We start from the raw sequence: 12,609 nt of genomic DNA on the forward strand, positions 1-12,609 counted from the left end.
GGGCTACCACCATCTTTGTGACACTTGTTGTTGATTCGGACGAAAAGTGTCACATATGCTGCGGGTATGGACTTCCAGGCGACCATCGACGCCGACGGCCGGATCGAGCCGCGGGACGCGATGCCGGACGGGTACCGCAAGACCCTGATCCGGCAGATCGCGCAGCACGCGCACTCCGAGATCATCGGCATGCAGCCCGAGGGCAACTGGATCAGTCGCGCGCCGTCGCTGCGCCGCAAGGCGATCCTGATGGCCAAGGTGCAGGACGAGGCCGGCCACGGTCTGTATCTGTACGCCGCCGCCGAGACGCTCGGCGTGGACCGGGCGGATCTGCTCGACCTGCTGCACAGCGGCCGGCAGAAGTACTCCAGCATCTTCAACTACCCGACGCTGACCTGGGCCGACATCGGCGCGATCGGCTGGCTGGTCGACGGCGCCGCGATCGTGAACCAGGTCCCGCTCTGCCGCTGCTCGTACGGTCCGTACGCGCGGGCGATGGTGCGGGTGTGCAAGGAGGAGTCGTTCCACCAGCGGCAGGGATTCGAGATCCTCTACACGCTGTGCAACGGGACTCCCGAGCAGAAGGCGATGGCCCAGGACGCGCTCGACCGCTGGTGGTGGCCGTCGCTGATGATGTTCGGTCCGCCGGACACCGCGTCGACGCACTCCGAGCAGTCGATGGCGTGGGGGATCAAGCGACACAGCAACGACGAGCTGCGGCAGCGTTTCGTGGACATGACCGTTCCGCAGGCCGACGTACTCGGGCTCCGCGTTCCTGATGACGGGCTGGTGTACGAGGACGGGCACTACCGGTTCACCGAGCCCGACTACACCGAGCTGTACGACGTGGTGAAGGGCAACGGCCCGTGCAACCAGCAGCGGCTGGCGCATCGCGTGAAGGCGCACGAGGACGGCGCCTGGGTGCGCGAAGCCGCGGCCGCTTATGCCGCGAAGAAGGAGGCTCGGGCCGCATGATCGAGCCACTGTGGGAGGTCTTCGTCCGATCGCGTCGTGGGTTGTCGCACACGCATGTCGGCAGCTTGCACGCGCCGGACGCGACGATGGCGTTGCGGAACGCGCGGGACGTCTACACGCGCCGGCAGGAGGGTGTGTCGATCTGGGTGGTGCGCGCCGCAGACATCACCGCGTCGTCGCCGGACGAGAAGGACGAGTTCTTCGACCCGGCCGGCGACAAGGTGTACCGGCACCCGACCTTCTACCAGGTCCCGGAAGGTGTCGAGCACCTGTGAGCGACCTGTTCGTCTACACACTCCGGCTCGGTGACGATGCGCTGATCTCGGCGCAGCGCACCGCCGAGTGGATCGCGGCCGCTCCGCAGCTCGAGGAAGACGTTGCCCTCGGCAACATTGGACTCGACCAGCTGGGGCAGGCGCGCTCGCTGTTGCAGTACGCCGGGTCTCTCGACGGGCGGACCGAGGACGACCTGGCCTACTTCCGCGACGAGCGTGAGTTCCTGAACGCGCAGCTGTGCGAGCTGCCGAACGGGGACTTCGGGTTCGCGATGGCGCGGTTGCTGTACTTCGCGACGTACCAGCACTTGCTGTACGACGAGCTGCGGTCGAGCGCTGACGAGACCTTGGCCGGTGTGGCGGGGAAGGCCGTCAAGGAGGTCGCGTACCACGTCGACCACGCAACGCAGTGGGTGCTCCGGCTGGGTGACGGGACCGAGGAGAGCCACCGCCGCATGCAGGCCGGTCTGGACGCACTGTGGCCCTACACGGCCGAGCTGTTCGAGTCTGATGCGTTGGTGCAGCGCCTTCCGGTCGCGGTGGACCCCTCAACGCTCCACGATGCTTGGCTCCAGCGAGTGCTGGGCGTCATCGACGAGTCCACCTGCGAGCGGCCCTCGTCCTCGTACCAGCACACCGGCGGCCGGCTCGGACGTCACACCGAGCACATGGGCTACCTGCTGGCCGAGCTCCAGCACGTCGCGCGATCCCACCCTGGTGCGACATGGTGACCGACGCAGCCATCCTCGAGGCAGTCGGCGAGGTCCCGGACCCCGAGGTCCCGGTCCTGACGATCGCCGACCTCGGCGTACTTCGCGGTGTCCGCCACGAAGGCGACGAGGTCGTCGTCACCATCACCCCGACGTACTCCGGCTGCCCCGCCATGGACCTGATCCGGCACGAGGTAGAGCTGACGCTGCGGTCGTTGAACGTCGACGGTCGAGTGGAAACCGTCCTCTCACCGGCCTGGACCACCGACTGGATGAGCGAGTCAGGCAAGGCGAAACTCGTCGACTACGGCATAGCCCCACCTTCTGCAGCTGGGCCGGTGATGCTGCGGTTGAGCGTTCGCTGCCCGTTGTGTGGTTCCCCGGACACGACAGAGCTCAGCCACTTCGGCTCCACCTCCTGCAAAGCACTCTGGCGCTGCAACACCTGCCGCGAACCCTTCGACCACTTCAAATCCCTTTGAACACCCAACACAGCAAGGCGATCTGATGACGACGACCGTCGCCCCCCGCCGCCGCGCCACCTTCCACTCGCTGAAGGTCGCCGCGATCGACGCGATCACCGACGACTCGGTCGCGATCACGTTCGCCGTACCGCCCGAGCTGGCGGGGGAGTACGAGTTCACCGCGGGCCAGCACCTGACGATCCGCCGCCGCGGCGAGGAGATCCGCCGGAGCTACTCGATCTGCTCGCCGGCTGATTCCGGCGTACTGCGGATCGGCGTCAAGCGGATCCCCGGCGGCGAGTTCTCGGCGTACGCCGCCCAGGAACTGAAGGTCGGCGACGAACTCGAGGTGATGACCCCCCTCGGCCGCTTCGGCACGGCCCTCGATCCCTCGCAGACCAAGCACTATGCGTTCGTCGCCGCGGGCAGTGGCATCACGCCGGTGCTGTCGCTCGTCGCAACGATCCTCGCCGTCGAGCCGACCAGTCGCGTCACCCTGCTTTACGGCAACCGCAGCGCAGGCTCGGTGATGTTCGCCGACGAGCTTGCCGACCTGAAGGACCGGTACGCCGAACGCCTCCACCTCGTCCACGTGCTGTCCCGCGAGACGACCGACGTCGAGCTGTTCAGCGGACGGATCGACGCTGATCGCCTGCAGCGGATGTTCGCGACGATCCTGCCGCTGGACTCGGTCGACGAGTGGTTCCTGTGCGGGCCGTACGCGATGGTCGTCGGCGCCCAGGAACTCCTGCTGGGCAAGGGGGTGCCGCGCGAACACGTCCACGCCGAGCTGTTCCACGTCGGCGACGAAGCCCCGAAGGCACCGGTCGAGGAAACGACCACGGACGAGGACGCCGCGCAGGTCACGATCATCCTCGACGGCCGCCGCTCGACGTTCCCACTGGGCGAGCACTCGAAGGCCGTGCTCGACGCGACCCTCGCCGTACGCTCCGACGCTCCCTTCGCCTGCAAGGGCGGCGTCTGCGGCACCTGCCGGGCCAAGGTTCTGGAGGGCTCCGTGACCATGGACACCAACTGGGCCCTGGAGCCGGACGAGATCCGCAACGGCTACGTCCTCACCTGCCAGTCACACCCCACAACCCCAACAGTCACCCTCGACTACGACGCATAAGAAACAGCCGGCCTCCCACCTGAAGGAGGCCGGCTGTTCTTTGGGGGTGTGTCAGTCGGTGCCGGATTCCATAGCAGCGCGGTCGAGCAGCTCGTCCTCTTCCGTCGCTTCGCCGCGCGAGGCGATGGCTTCGGCGCCGCCCGTCGGGAGCTCGCCGATGAGGTCGGTGGAGGATGCGAGCGCCGGGTTGGAGCTGCCGAACATCCCGAGGCCGGCGTACTGCTCCAGCTTCGAGCGGGAGTCGGCGATGTCCAGGTTCCGCATGGTCAGCTGACCGATCCGGTCGACCGGGCCGAACGCCGAGTCCTCGATCCGCTCCATCGACAGTTTGTCCGGGTGGTAGCTGAGCGCCGGGCCGGTCGTGTCGAGGATCGAGTAGTCCTCGCCCCGCCGCAGCCGCAACGTGACCTCGCCGGTGACCGCCGTACCGACCCACCGCTGCAGGGACTCCCGCAGCATCAGCGATTGTGGGTCAAGCCAACGACCTTCGTACATCAGCCGTCCGAGCCGCCGGCCCTCGTTGTGGTAGTTCGCGATCGTGTCCTCGTTGTGGATCGCGTTCACCAGCCGCTCGTACGCCGCGTGCAGCAGCGCCATCCCCGGCGCCTCGTAGATGCCCCGGCTCTTCGCCTCGATGACGCGGTTCTCGATCTGGTCGGACATGCCCAGGCCGTGCCGGCCGCCGATCGCGTTCGCCTCCAGGACCAGGTCGACCGCGGAGCCGAACTCCTTGCCGTTGATCGTCACCGGCCGGCCCTGCTGGAAACCGATCGTCACGTCCTCGGCCTCGATCACGACCGACGGGTCCCAGTGCTTCACGCCCATGATCGGGTCGACGGTCTCGAGCCCGGTGTCGAGGTGCTCGAGCGTCTTCGCCTCGTGCGTCGCGCCCCAGATGTTCGCGTCGGTCGAGTACGCCTTCTCGGTGCTGTCCCGGTACGGCAGGCCGTGGGTGACCAGCCACTCGGACATCTCTTTCCGCCCGCCGAGCTCGTGCACGAACTGCGCGTCCAGCCACGGCTTGTAGATCCGCAGCTGCGGGTTCGCGAGCAGGCCGTACCGGTAGAAGCGCTCGATGTCGTTGCCCTTGAACGTCGACCCGTCGCCCCAGATCTGCACGTCGTCGTCGAGCATCGCCCGGACCAGCAGCGTGCCGGTCACGGCCCGGCCGATCGGGGTGGTGTTGAAGTACGTCCGCCCGGCCGACCGGATGTGGAACGCCCCGCACGCCAGCGCCGCGAGCCCTTCCTCGACCATCGCCGAACGGCAGTCCACCAGCCGGGTGATCTCGGCGCCGTACGCCGTCGCGCGACCCGGCACCGACTCGATGTCAGGCTCGTCGGCCTGCCCGAGATCGGCGGTGTACGTGCACGGGATCGCACCCTTGTCCCGCATCCACGCAACCGCAACCGACGTGTCGAGACCCCCGGAAAAGGCAATCCCGACCCGCTCACCAACCGGCAAAGAAGTAAGCACCTTGGACACAGGAAAAGTATGCACCCTCCTGCATGATTATGCAAAGCGCTGCCTAGTGCGTGGCCACCCGGTCACGAACCGCGGTCGTGCAGCCGACAGATGGGCCGGCGAGCGGTCCTACGCCGGCGGAGGTCCGCCGCACAGCGAAAGGCGCGTCGTACGGCGCAGGTCGAGCGGCAGGTGGACGGTAGGGCAGGTGCGGAGGTACTGCGGAGATACACAGGGGACTCGGTTGTACGGCGGAGTGTCGTGCGGCGCGGGTCGTGCGGCGGAGGTGCGACGGTCGTACGACGGAAGGTGCGTCGTACGGCGGGAGATGCGGCGGACGTCCGTCGTACGGCACAGGTGAGGGACAGCGGGACACGTGCGGACGTAGGGCGCAGGGAGGAGCGCGGCGTACCAGGTGCGGTCGTACGCCGGAGGTCCGGCGGTCAGGTGCCGACGTACGGCGGAGATCGCGCGGCGGTACGGCGGGGTCGTACGGCGGACATGAGCGTAGGTGCGCAGGTACGCCGGACGCGCGGAAGGCACGTCGTACGGCGGAGGTTAGGCGGGGCAGGTGCGGACGTAGAGCGGACAGCGAGCGGAGGCACGGCGCGCCAGTGTCCGCTGTAGCTCCGCGTGTCGTCTGTCGAGAGTCCGCGGTACGACGCGAGCCTCTGCGCGTCCGACCAACCTCCGCCGTACAACACGAACCTCCGCCTTGCCGTCGCGCGTGCGCCGTATCTCCGGCGTACGGCGTGGACCTCCGGCGTACCCGTGAACCCCCGGCGTGCGGCGCGGACCCCGGCGTACGGCGAGAACCTCCGGCGTACGGCGTGAACCTCCGGCGTACGGCGTGGATCCCGGCCTACGGGGTGGACCTCCGGCGTACCCGTGAACGTCCGGCGTACGGCGCGAACCCCAGCGTGCGGCGTGGATCCCGGCGTACCGCGAGAACCTCCGGCGTACGGCGTGGATCCCGGCGTGCGGCGTGGATCCCGGCCTACGGGGTGGACCTCCGGCGTACCCGTGAACGTCCGGCGTACGGCGCGAACCCCAGCGTGCGGCGTGGATCCCGGCGTACCGCGAGAACCTCCGGCGTACGGCGTGAACCTCCGGCCTTCGGCGCGGATCCCGACGTACGGCGTGGATCCCCGGCGTGCGGCGCGGACCCCCGCGTGCGGCGCCAGTCCGCGGGTCTGGCGGCGGAGGACCGGAGGAGGTTCACGGAGTGGGGGCCGCGTGGCTGGTGGGGCTGGTGGGGTGGGTGGGGGAGGATGGGGGGTGGCTGAGGGGAGTGGGGTTTCGGATGATGGGGCGGTCGCATGCGTTGTCGGGGTGGTGTGCGGGGCTGGCGGTGGCGCCGTTGGTCGGGTTGACGTCGGTTGCTGAGGTAGTGCCATTCGCGGCGGCCACCGCGGGCTACGCCTTGCTGCCGGACCTCGACCACCCGGGCGCTAGTGCGTCGCGGTTGCTCGGTCCCGTGACCGAGCTGGTCTCACGAGCAGTACGGGCGTTCTCCGGCGTGCTCTACAACCTGACCAAAGGCCCCCGCGACGAACAGGGCACCGGCAAGCACCGCCACGCGACCCACACGCTCGCCGCGGCCGTCCTATTAGGCTTCCTCGCCGCCAACCTCGGCGACCGCGGCAAGTGGGCCGTGCTGGCCGTCGCGGTGACAGCCCTGGTGCTGGCGGCCGACGCGGTGGGGGACTGGATCATCCTCGCGGTCCTCGCCGCAGCAGGCTGGTCTGTCTTCGGCACAGCCGATCCGCTCACACCATTGCCCGGTACGGCGGCGGCCGACGCAGTGCAAGCTGGTCTGGCACAGATCGGCAGCTGGATCGGCGTCGCCGTGGCAGTCGGCATGTTCGTCCACTGCCTGGGGGACAGCCTGACCCGCTCCGGCTGCCCATGGCTCTGGCCGCTCCCGATCCGCGGCGAGACCTGGTACGAACTCCGCCTCCCGCGCCCCCTCCGCTTCAGCACCGACAGTTGGGTCGAGCGGCTGATAGTCGCCCCGATCCTGCTGGTCGCCGGCGTACTCCTTCTCCCCGGAGCCTTCCAAGCGGTCAAGCACCTCTTCGACGCAACCCAGATCTGGATCGCCGGTCAGTCCTGAAGCCGACCGCTCAGGTACGACGGGACGCCGCGGGACTCGAGCGCAGCCGCGAATCTGCGCTGGTTGCGCACCCCGGCCACGCCTCCAACAAGAACAGCGGCAACGCGAGCACGAGCCCGATCAGCACGACCCAGAAACTCTCCACGACGAACGCCAGCGCGACCGACACCAGGAACACCGCCTCGCACACTGCGAAGCGCGTGAAGGTGGAGGTTGTGAACCGCCGCCACGAATCCGCCTCGATCTCGGCCGCCGACCGGGCGGAGTACTCGAGCGGGGGAGTGCGGAAGCCGGCCAGTTCGCAGATCGAATAGGCGCCGACGGCTACGGCAAGCACCACGAGCGGAGCCCAGCTCGCGGGGAAGTCGCCGATACCGTCGGTGGCGAGAACGAACCACAGCACAAGGGTGATCAACGGCATCGCGGAAGCCATTGTGGCGCAGACCATAACGAGGCTTTGGCGGGCGGCGGGAGCGGCAGCAGGTGTCGACACGCCGGTGAGACTAATGCATCGGAAGTCACAGTTTCTGGACCGAATGCAGTCACTTGATCACTCAGAGTATTTCCAGAACTTTTTCCGGACTTTTTTGGAAGAAGCTGTAACGACTCCTGGGCCGGGCCCGATAGGACGAGTGAGCCTGGTGGCTGCCCGGACCCCCGAGCGGACAGCCACCAGGCCTACCCATTTCTCCAGGGCTTGGGAGCGGTAATCTGAGGGCCATGTCCTCGCCAGAATCCACGCCCTCGTCGACGTTGCCGTTCGGCCGTCTGACGACCGCGATGATCACGCCGTTCCGTCCCGACGGGTCCCTCGATCTCGACGCTGCCCAGAAGGTCGCCAAGCACCTGGTGGACGGCGGGAACGACGCCCTGGTGCTGAACGGGACCACCGGCGAGGCGCCGACCACCTCCGACCAGGAGAAGGTCCAGCTGATCGAGGCCGTCCGCGAGGCTCTCGAGGGCCGCGCGAAGATCGTCGCAGGGGTCGGCACCAACGACACCGCGCACACGATCGAGTGCGCCAAGCAGGCCGAGGCGGCCGGGGCCGACGGTCTGCTCGTCGTCACGCCGTACTACAACAAGCCTCCGCAAGACGGGCTGCGCGCGCACTTCACCGCGGTCGCCGACGCCACCGGCCTGCCGAACATGCTGTACGACATCCCTGCCCGGGCCGGTGTGGAGATCAAGACCGAGACGCTGATAGCGCTCGCCGAGCACCCGCGGATCGTCGCGGTGAAGGACGCCAAGGGCGACATCGCCGGGACCACCAAGGTGCTCGCGAACACTGATCTGTTCTACTACTGCGGTGCCGACGAGCTGAACCTCGCTTCGCTGGCGATCGGCGAGGTCGGTATCGCGAGCGTGGTGGCCCACGTCGCCAGCCGCGAGTACCGCCGGCTGATCGACGCCGTGGTGGCCGGCGACCTTGCCACCGCACAGGAGATTGATCGACGGCTGGTGCCCGCCGTCGAGACGATCATGACCAAGACCCAGGGCGCCATCATGGTGAAGGCCGCGCTCAAGCTGGCCGGCGTCATCGAGCATGCGACCCTGCGGTTGCCGCTGGTTGAGGCGACCGCCGAGCAAGTGGACTGGCTCACCACCGACCTCAAGACGGCAGGACTGATTGCATGAGCCATCCCCATCCAGATCTCGACGCGCCCGGACCTCTGACTCCGGGCGCTTTGCGGGTCATCCCGCTCGGCGGCCTCGGCGAGGTCGGCCGGAACATGACCGTGTTCGAGTACGACGGCAAGCTGCTGATCGTCGACTGCGGCGTACTCTTCCCGGACGAGAACCAGCCCGGCGTGGACCTGATCCTGCCGGACTTCGAGCCGATCCGGGACCGGCTCAATGATGTCGTCGCGGTCGTTCTGACGCACGGCCACGAGGACCACATCGGCGGGTTGCCCTACCTGCTGCGTGAGCGGGGCGACATCCCGGTGGTGGGATCGCAGCTCACGCTCGCGCTGCTCGAGGGCAAGCTGAAGGAGCACCGGCACCGCAACGTGCCGCAGCAGATCGTGGCCGAGGGGGAGACCCTGCAGATCGGCCCGTTCATCTGTGAGTTCGTCGCGGTCAACCACTCCATCCCGGACGCGCTCGCGGTCGCGATCAAGACCCCGGCCGGCGTCGTACTGCACACCGGCGACTTCAAGATGGACCAGTTGCCGCTGGACAACCGGATCACCGACCTGCGCGCGTTCGCGCGGCTCGGCGAGGAGGGTGTCGACCTGTTCATGGTCGACTCCACGAACTCCGAGGTGCCCGGCTTCACCACCCACGAGCGCGACATCGCGCCGGTGCTGGACCGGGTCTTCACCAACGCGAAGAACCAGCGGATCATCGTCGCCTGCTTCGCCTCGCACGTGCACCGCGTGCAGCAGGTGATGGACGCGGCCGTGAAGCACAACCGCAAGGTCGCGTACGTCGGACGCTCGATGGTCCGCAACATGGGCGTCGCCCGTGATCTCGGTTTCCTGAACGTCCCCGGCGACACGCTGATCGACATGCGCGAGCTCGACGACTACCCGCCGGAGCGGGTCGTGCTGGTGTCGACCGGTTCGCAGGGCGAGCCGATGTCGGCGCTGTCCCGGATCGCCGCGAACGACCACAACGTCGTACACCTGCAGCCCGGCGACACCGTCGTGCTCGCGTCGTCGCTGATCCCGGGCAACGAGAACTCGGTGTACCGGGTGATCAACGGCCTGATCCGGCACGGTGCGAACGTGATCCACAAGGGCAACGCGCTCGTGCACGTGTCCGGTCACGCCAGCGCCGGCGAGCTCCTGTACTGCTACAACATCGTCAAGCCGCGCAACGTGATGCCCGTGCACGGCGAGGTCCGGCACCTGCACGCGAACGCCGACCTGGCGGTTCAGACCGGCGTACCGCGGGAGAACGTGGTCGTCGTCGAGGACGGCGTGGTGGTCGACCTGATCGACCGCAAGGCCGTGGTGGCGGGCAAGGTCGACTGCGGGTACGTGTTCGTCGACGGCTCGACCGTCGGCGACATCACCGAGACCTCGCTCAAGGACCGCCGGATCCTCGGTGACGAGGGCTTCATCTCGGTCATCGCGGTGATGGACTCGGTCACCGGCAAGCTGACCGCCGGGCCGGAGATCCAGGCGCGCGGGTTCGCCGAGGACGACACTGTCTTCGACGACCTCAAGCCGAAGATCGAGGCCGAGATCGAGAAGGCGATCGGCGGCGGTGTCGACGACATGTACCAGTTGCAGCAGGTGATCCGCCGGGTGGTCGGCAAGTGGGTCAGCGATACCCACCGCCGCCGCCCGATGATCATTCCGGTTGTGGTCGAGAGCTAGGGACTACTCGGTGTAGCGTTCGGCGCGAGCTATCGAAAGGGTGGGCCGGCGATGAGTGTCAGCGGGGTGAACGGGACGGGTCAGCGCCGGCCCACGATGAAGGAGGTCGCCGCCCGGGCGGGGGTCGCACTGAAGACCGTCTCCCGGGTGGTGAACGAAGAGCCGAACGTCAGCCCTGAGCTGACCGCGAAGGTCCAGGCCGCGATCAAGGACCTGAACTACACGCCGAACGAGTCGGCCCGGATGCTGCGCCGCGGCAAGACCGGGACGATCGCCGTCGTCATCCGCGACATCGGCGACCCGTTCTTCGCCTCGCTCGGCCGCGCGGTCGAGCTGTGGGCGCGGTCGTCCGGCTCGGTCGTGATGATCGGGCTGACCGACGAGGACCCGGAGCGGGAGAAGGACGTCTGCCTCGAGTTCGTCGCCCGCCGGCCGGACGCGCTGATCATGGCGCCGATCGGCGAGACGCAGGAGTACCTCGCGCCGCATGTCGACGCCGGGATGGCGGTCGTCACGATCGACCGCCCGGCCCATGGCATCGAGGCGGACGCCGTGCTCGCGGACAACGCCGGCGGGATCGACCAGGCGATCGATCACCTGGTCCGGCAGGGGCATCGCCGGATCGCGTACCTCGGTGACGACGAGCGGATCTTCACCGCGCGGGAGCGCGTCGTCGCCTACCGGGCCGCAATGGCTCGGCACCGCATCGAGGTGGACGAGGACCTGGTCCACCTGTCCGAGCCGACGACCGAGGGCATCGGCATCACGCTGTCCGCAGTACTGGATCGGGCCGAGCCGGCGACAGCGTTGCTGTCGGCAAACAACATGACGACGGCCGAGGTACTGCGTGGCTTGGCCGGCCGCCGCGATCAGGTCGCGCTGGTGTCGTTCGACGACCTGGCGCTGGGGGATCTGCTCAGCCCGGGTCTGACCGCGGTCGCGCAGTCGGCCGACGTGATGGCGCGGACCGCGATCCAGCTGATGACCGAGCGCCTCCCGGAGCCCCACCGCCCCGGACGCACGGTCCGGGTCCCGGTGAAGCTGACGATCCGGGGCTCAGGCGAGATTCCCCCGCGTTGACCGGAGTTCGGCCGCGAGCGGGCAGTCGAACGGGTCGCGTGCTCGCAGGCCGACGTTGTTCAGGTAGGCGACGACGATCCGGTACGACGTGAACAGGCCGACCTCGGAGTACGCGATCCCTTGGAGTTCGCAGTACTCGCGGACGATCGGCTGGACCCGCCGGAGCGTCGGTCGCGGCATGCTCGGGAACAGGTGGTGCTCGATCTGGTAGTTGAGCCCGCCCATCGCGAAGTCGGTGAGGATGCCGCCGCGGATGTTGCGCGACATCAGCACCTGCCGGCGGAGGAAGTCGAGCTTCGACCCGGCCGGGACGATCGGCATGCCCTTGTGGTTCGGGGCGAACGCGGCGCCGAGGCAGACCCCGAACACCGCGAGCTGCAACCCGAGGAACGCGGTGGCCTTTCCGGGGGGTAGCAGGACGTAGAGCGCAGCGACGTACGCCGTGATGCGTGCGGCGACCACGATCGCGTCGATGCGGTCCGCCCGGCCGGCGTCCTTGCGCAGCAGGTGACGCAGGCTGGATGCGTGCAGGCCGACGCCTTCGAGGGTGAGGAGGGGGAAGAAGAACCAGCCTTGCCGAGCGGCGAGCCACCGGCCGATCGGTCCGCGCTCGACGACCGCCTCGGGCGTGAAGGCGAGCACCTTGAGCTGCACGTCGGGATCACGGTCGGTCTGGTTCGGCGCGGCGTGATGCTTGTTGTGCTTGCTGCGCCACCAGCTCGCGCTCATACCGAGGATGCAGCCGGCCAGGATGCGCGCGGTCCAGTCGTTGCGCGCGTTCGAGTGGAAGATCTGCCGATGCGCACTGTCGTGGCTGAGGAAGGCGACCTGCACCAGCACGAGCGCCAACGTGCCCGCGAGCCAGAGCTGGTGCCAGGTGTTGCCGAGCAGGATCATGCCCGCTACCACCCCGAGCAGGGCGCCGCCGACGATGCCGATCCGGGTGAAGTAGTAGCCCTGCCGGCGGCGGAACAGACCCAGTTCACGCACGGTCCGGAGGAGATCCGTGTACATGCTCACGTACTGCTGTTGCTCGGTCACGATGGCCAGGGTGACGTCGGGGCGTA

At 68.2% G+C, this 12,609-nt stretch carries 14 protein-coding genes; 10 read left to right on the forward strand and 4 right to left on the reverse strand.

Annotated features, from left to right (window positions below; all coding sequences use genetic code 11):
- The first annotated feature begins 66 nt into the window (after positions 1-66).
- Genes paaA through paaE form a run of 5 tightly spaced genes read left to right on the forward strand, consistent with a single transcriptional unit; the run spans position 67 to position 3,556 of the window.
- Entirely contained in the window at positions 67-975 is a 909-nt protein-coding gene (paaA, locus tag AB0J62_RS11570) for a 1,2-phenylacetyl-CoA epoxidase subunit PaaA (RefSeq protein ID WP_134098423.1), read from the forward strand.
- Positions 972-1,250: a 1,2-phenylacetyl-CoA epoxidase subunit PaaB gene (gene paaB, locus AB0J62_RS11575; RefSeq protein ID WP_131351625.1), complete on the forward strand. Its 279-nt coding sequence runs from the start codon at positions 972-974 to the stop codon at positions 1,248-1,250. Before paaA ends, paaB begins: the two co-directional genes overlap by 4 nt.
- Positions 1,247-1,981, forward strand: a complete 735-nt coding sequence (paaC, locus tag AB0J62_RS11580; protein WP_363867634.1) for a 1,2-phenylacetyl-CoA epoxidase subunit PaaC — start codon at positions 1,247-1,249, stop codon at positions 1,979-1,981. The genes paaB and paaC overlap by 4 nt, the downstream gene beginning before the upstream one ends.
- Positions 1,975-2,442 (forward strand): 1,2-phenylacetyl-CoA epoxidase subunit PaaD, encoded by a 468-nt coding sequence (gene paaD / locus AB0J62_RS11585; RefSeq protein ID WP_363867637.1) that lies wholly within the window; start codon positions 1,975-1,977, stop codon positions 2,440-2,442. The genes paaC and paaD overlap by 7 nt, the downstream gene beginning before the upstream one ends.
- 25 nt (positions 2,443-2,467) lie before the next feature.
- Positions 2,468-3,556 (forward strand): 1,2-phenylacetyl-CoA epoxidase subunit PaaE, encoded by a 1,089-nt coding sequence (paaE, locus tag AB0J62_RS11590; RefSeq protein ID WP_363867640.1) that lies wholly within the window; start codon positions 2,468-2,470, stop codon positions 3,554-3,556.
- 51 nt (positions 3,557-3,607) lie between these two features.
- On the opposite strand, the gene argG is transcribed toward paaE, so the two are convergent.
- Together argG and AB0J62_RS11600 are read right to left on the reverse strand one after the other, a co-directional pair.
- Positions 3,608-5,041, reverse strand: coding sequence for an argininosuccinate synthase (argG, locus tag AB0J62_RS11595; RefSeq protein ID WP_363867643.1), 1,434 nt, complete (start codon positions 5,039-5,041; stop codon positions 3,608-3,610).
- 108 nt (positions 5,042-5,149) lie between these two features.
- Positions 5,150-5,563, reverse strand: a complete 414-nt coding sequence (locus AB0J62_RS11600; protein WP_363867646.1) for a hypothetical protein — start codon at positions 5,561-5,563, stop codon at positions 5,150-5,152.
- 90 nt (positions 5,564-5,653) lie between these two features.
- Between AB0J62_RS11600 and AB0J62_RS11605 the strand changes: the two genes are divergently transcribed.
- Positions 5,654-5,854 (forward strand): hypothetical protein, encoded by a 201-nt coding sequence (locus tag AB0J62_RS11605; RefSeq protein ID WP_363867649.1) that lies wholly within the window; start codon positions 5,654-5,656, stop codon positions 5,852-5,854.
- Positions 5,855-6,326: 472 nt separating this feature from the next.
- Positions 6,327-7,136, forward strand: coding sequence for a metal-dependent hydrolase (locus tag AB0J62_RS11610; RefSeq protein ID WP_363867652.1), 810 nt, complete (start codon positions 6,327-6,329; stop codon positions 7,134-7,136).
- 10 nt (positions 7,137-7,146) lie between these two features.
- Here the strand turns inward: AB0J62_RS11610 and AB0J62_RS11615 are convergent, their stop codons facing one another.
- Positions 7,147-7,557, reverse strand: coding sequence for a hypothetical protein (locus AB0J62_RS11615; protein ID WP_363867655.1), 411 nt, complete (start codon positions 7,555-7,557; stop codon positions 7,147-7,149).
- 299 nt (positions 7,558-7,856) lie between these two features.
- Here AB0J62_RS11615 and dapA point away from each other — a divergent pair, with 299 nt between their 5' ends.
- Genes dapA through AB0J62_RS11630 form a run of 3 tightly spaced genes read left to right on the forward strand, consistent with a single transcriptional unit; the run spans position 7,857 to position 11,542 of the window.
- Complete coding sequence (gene dapA, locus AB0J62_RS11620) at positions 7,857-8,771, forward strand: 4-hydroxy-tetrahydrodipicolinate synthase (protein ID WP_363867658.1); 915 nt, start codon at positions 7,857-7,859, stop codon at positions 8,769-8,771.
- Positions 8,768-10,462, forward strand: a complete 1,695-nt coding sequence (locus AB0J62_RS11625) for a ribonuclease J (protein WP_363867661.1) — start codon at positions 8,768-8,770, stop codon at positions 10,460-10,462. Before dapA ends, AB0J62_RS11625 begins: the two co-directional genes overlap by 4 nt.
- Before the next feature lie 51 nt (positions 10,463-10,513).
- Positions 10,514-11,542 carry a LacI family DNA-binding transcriptional regulator gene (locus tag AB0J62_RS11630; protein ID WP_137254606.1) on the forward strand — a complete coding sequence of 343 codons (1,029 nt, stop codon included), beginning with the start codon at positions 10,514-10,516 and terminating at the stop codon, positions 11,540-11,542.
- On the opposite strand, the gene AB0J62_RS11635 is transcribed toward AB0J62_RS11630, so the two are convergent.
- Positions 11,519-12,583 (reverse strand): acyl-CoA desaturase, encoded by a 1,065-nt coding sequence (locus AB0J62_RS11635; RefSeq protein ID WP_363867665.1) that lies wholly within the window; start codon positions 12,581-12,583, stop codon positions 11,519-11,521. The two genes, AB0J62_RS11630 and AB0J62_RS11635, sit on opposite strands and share 24 nt — an antisense overlap.
- Positions 12,584-12,609: the final 26 nt, after the last annotated feature.

The organism is Kribbella sp. NPDC049584 (assembly GCF_040675555.1).
GTDB lineage: Bacteria > Actinomycetota > Actinomycetes > Propionibacteriales > Kribbellaceae > Kribbella.

Excerpts from the sequence above, each read along its gene's own strand:
- paaA (WP_134098423.1), top strand. The coding sequence starts at position 67 with ATGGACTTCCAGGCGACCATCGACGCCGACGGCCGGATCGAGCCGCGG.
- paaB (WP_131351625.1), top strand. The coding sequence starts at position 972 with ATGATCGAGCCACTGTGGGAGGTCTTCGTCCGATCGCGTCGTGGGTTG.
- paaD (WP_363867637.1), top strand. The coding sequence starts at position 1,975 with ATGGTGACCGACGCAGCCATCCTCGAGGCAGTCGGCGAGGTCCCGGAC.
- paaE (WP_363867640.1), top strand. The coding sequence starts at position 2,468 with ATGACGACGACCGTCGCCCCCCGCCGCCGCGCCACCTTCCACTCGCTG.
- AB0J62_RS11610 (WP_363867652.1), top strand. The coding sequence starts at position 6,327 with ATGGGGCGGTCGCATGCGTTGTCGGGGTGGTGTGCGGGGCTGGCGGTG.
- AB0J62_RS11615 (WP_363867655.1), bottom strand. The coding sequence starts at position 7,557 with ATGCCGTTGATCACCCTTGTGCTGTGGTTCGTTCTCGCCACCGACGGT.
- dapA (WP_363867658.1), top strand. The coding sequence starts at position 7,857 with ATGTCCTCGCCAGAATCCACGCCCTCGTCGACGTTGCCGTTCGGCCGT.
- AB0J62_RS11625 (WP_363867661.1), top strand. The coding sequence starts at position 8,768 with ATGAGCCATCCCCATCCAGATCTCGACGCGCCCGGACCTCTGACTCCG.
- AB0J62_RS11630 (WP_137254606.1), top strand. The coding sequence starts at position 10,514 with ATGAGTGTCAGCGGGGTGAACGGGACGGGTCAGCGCCGGCCCACGATG.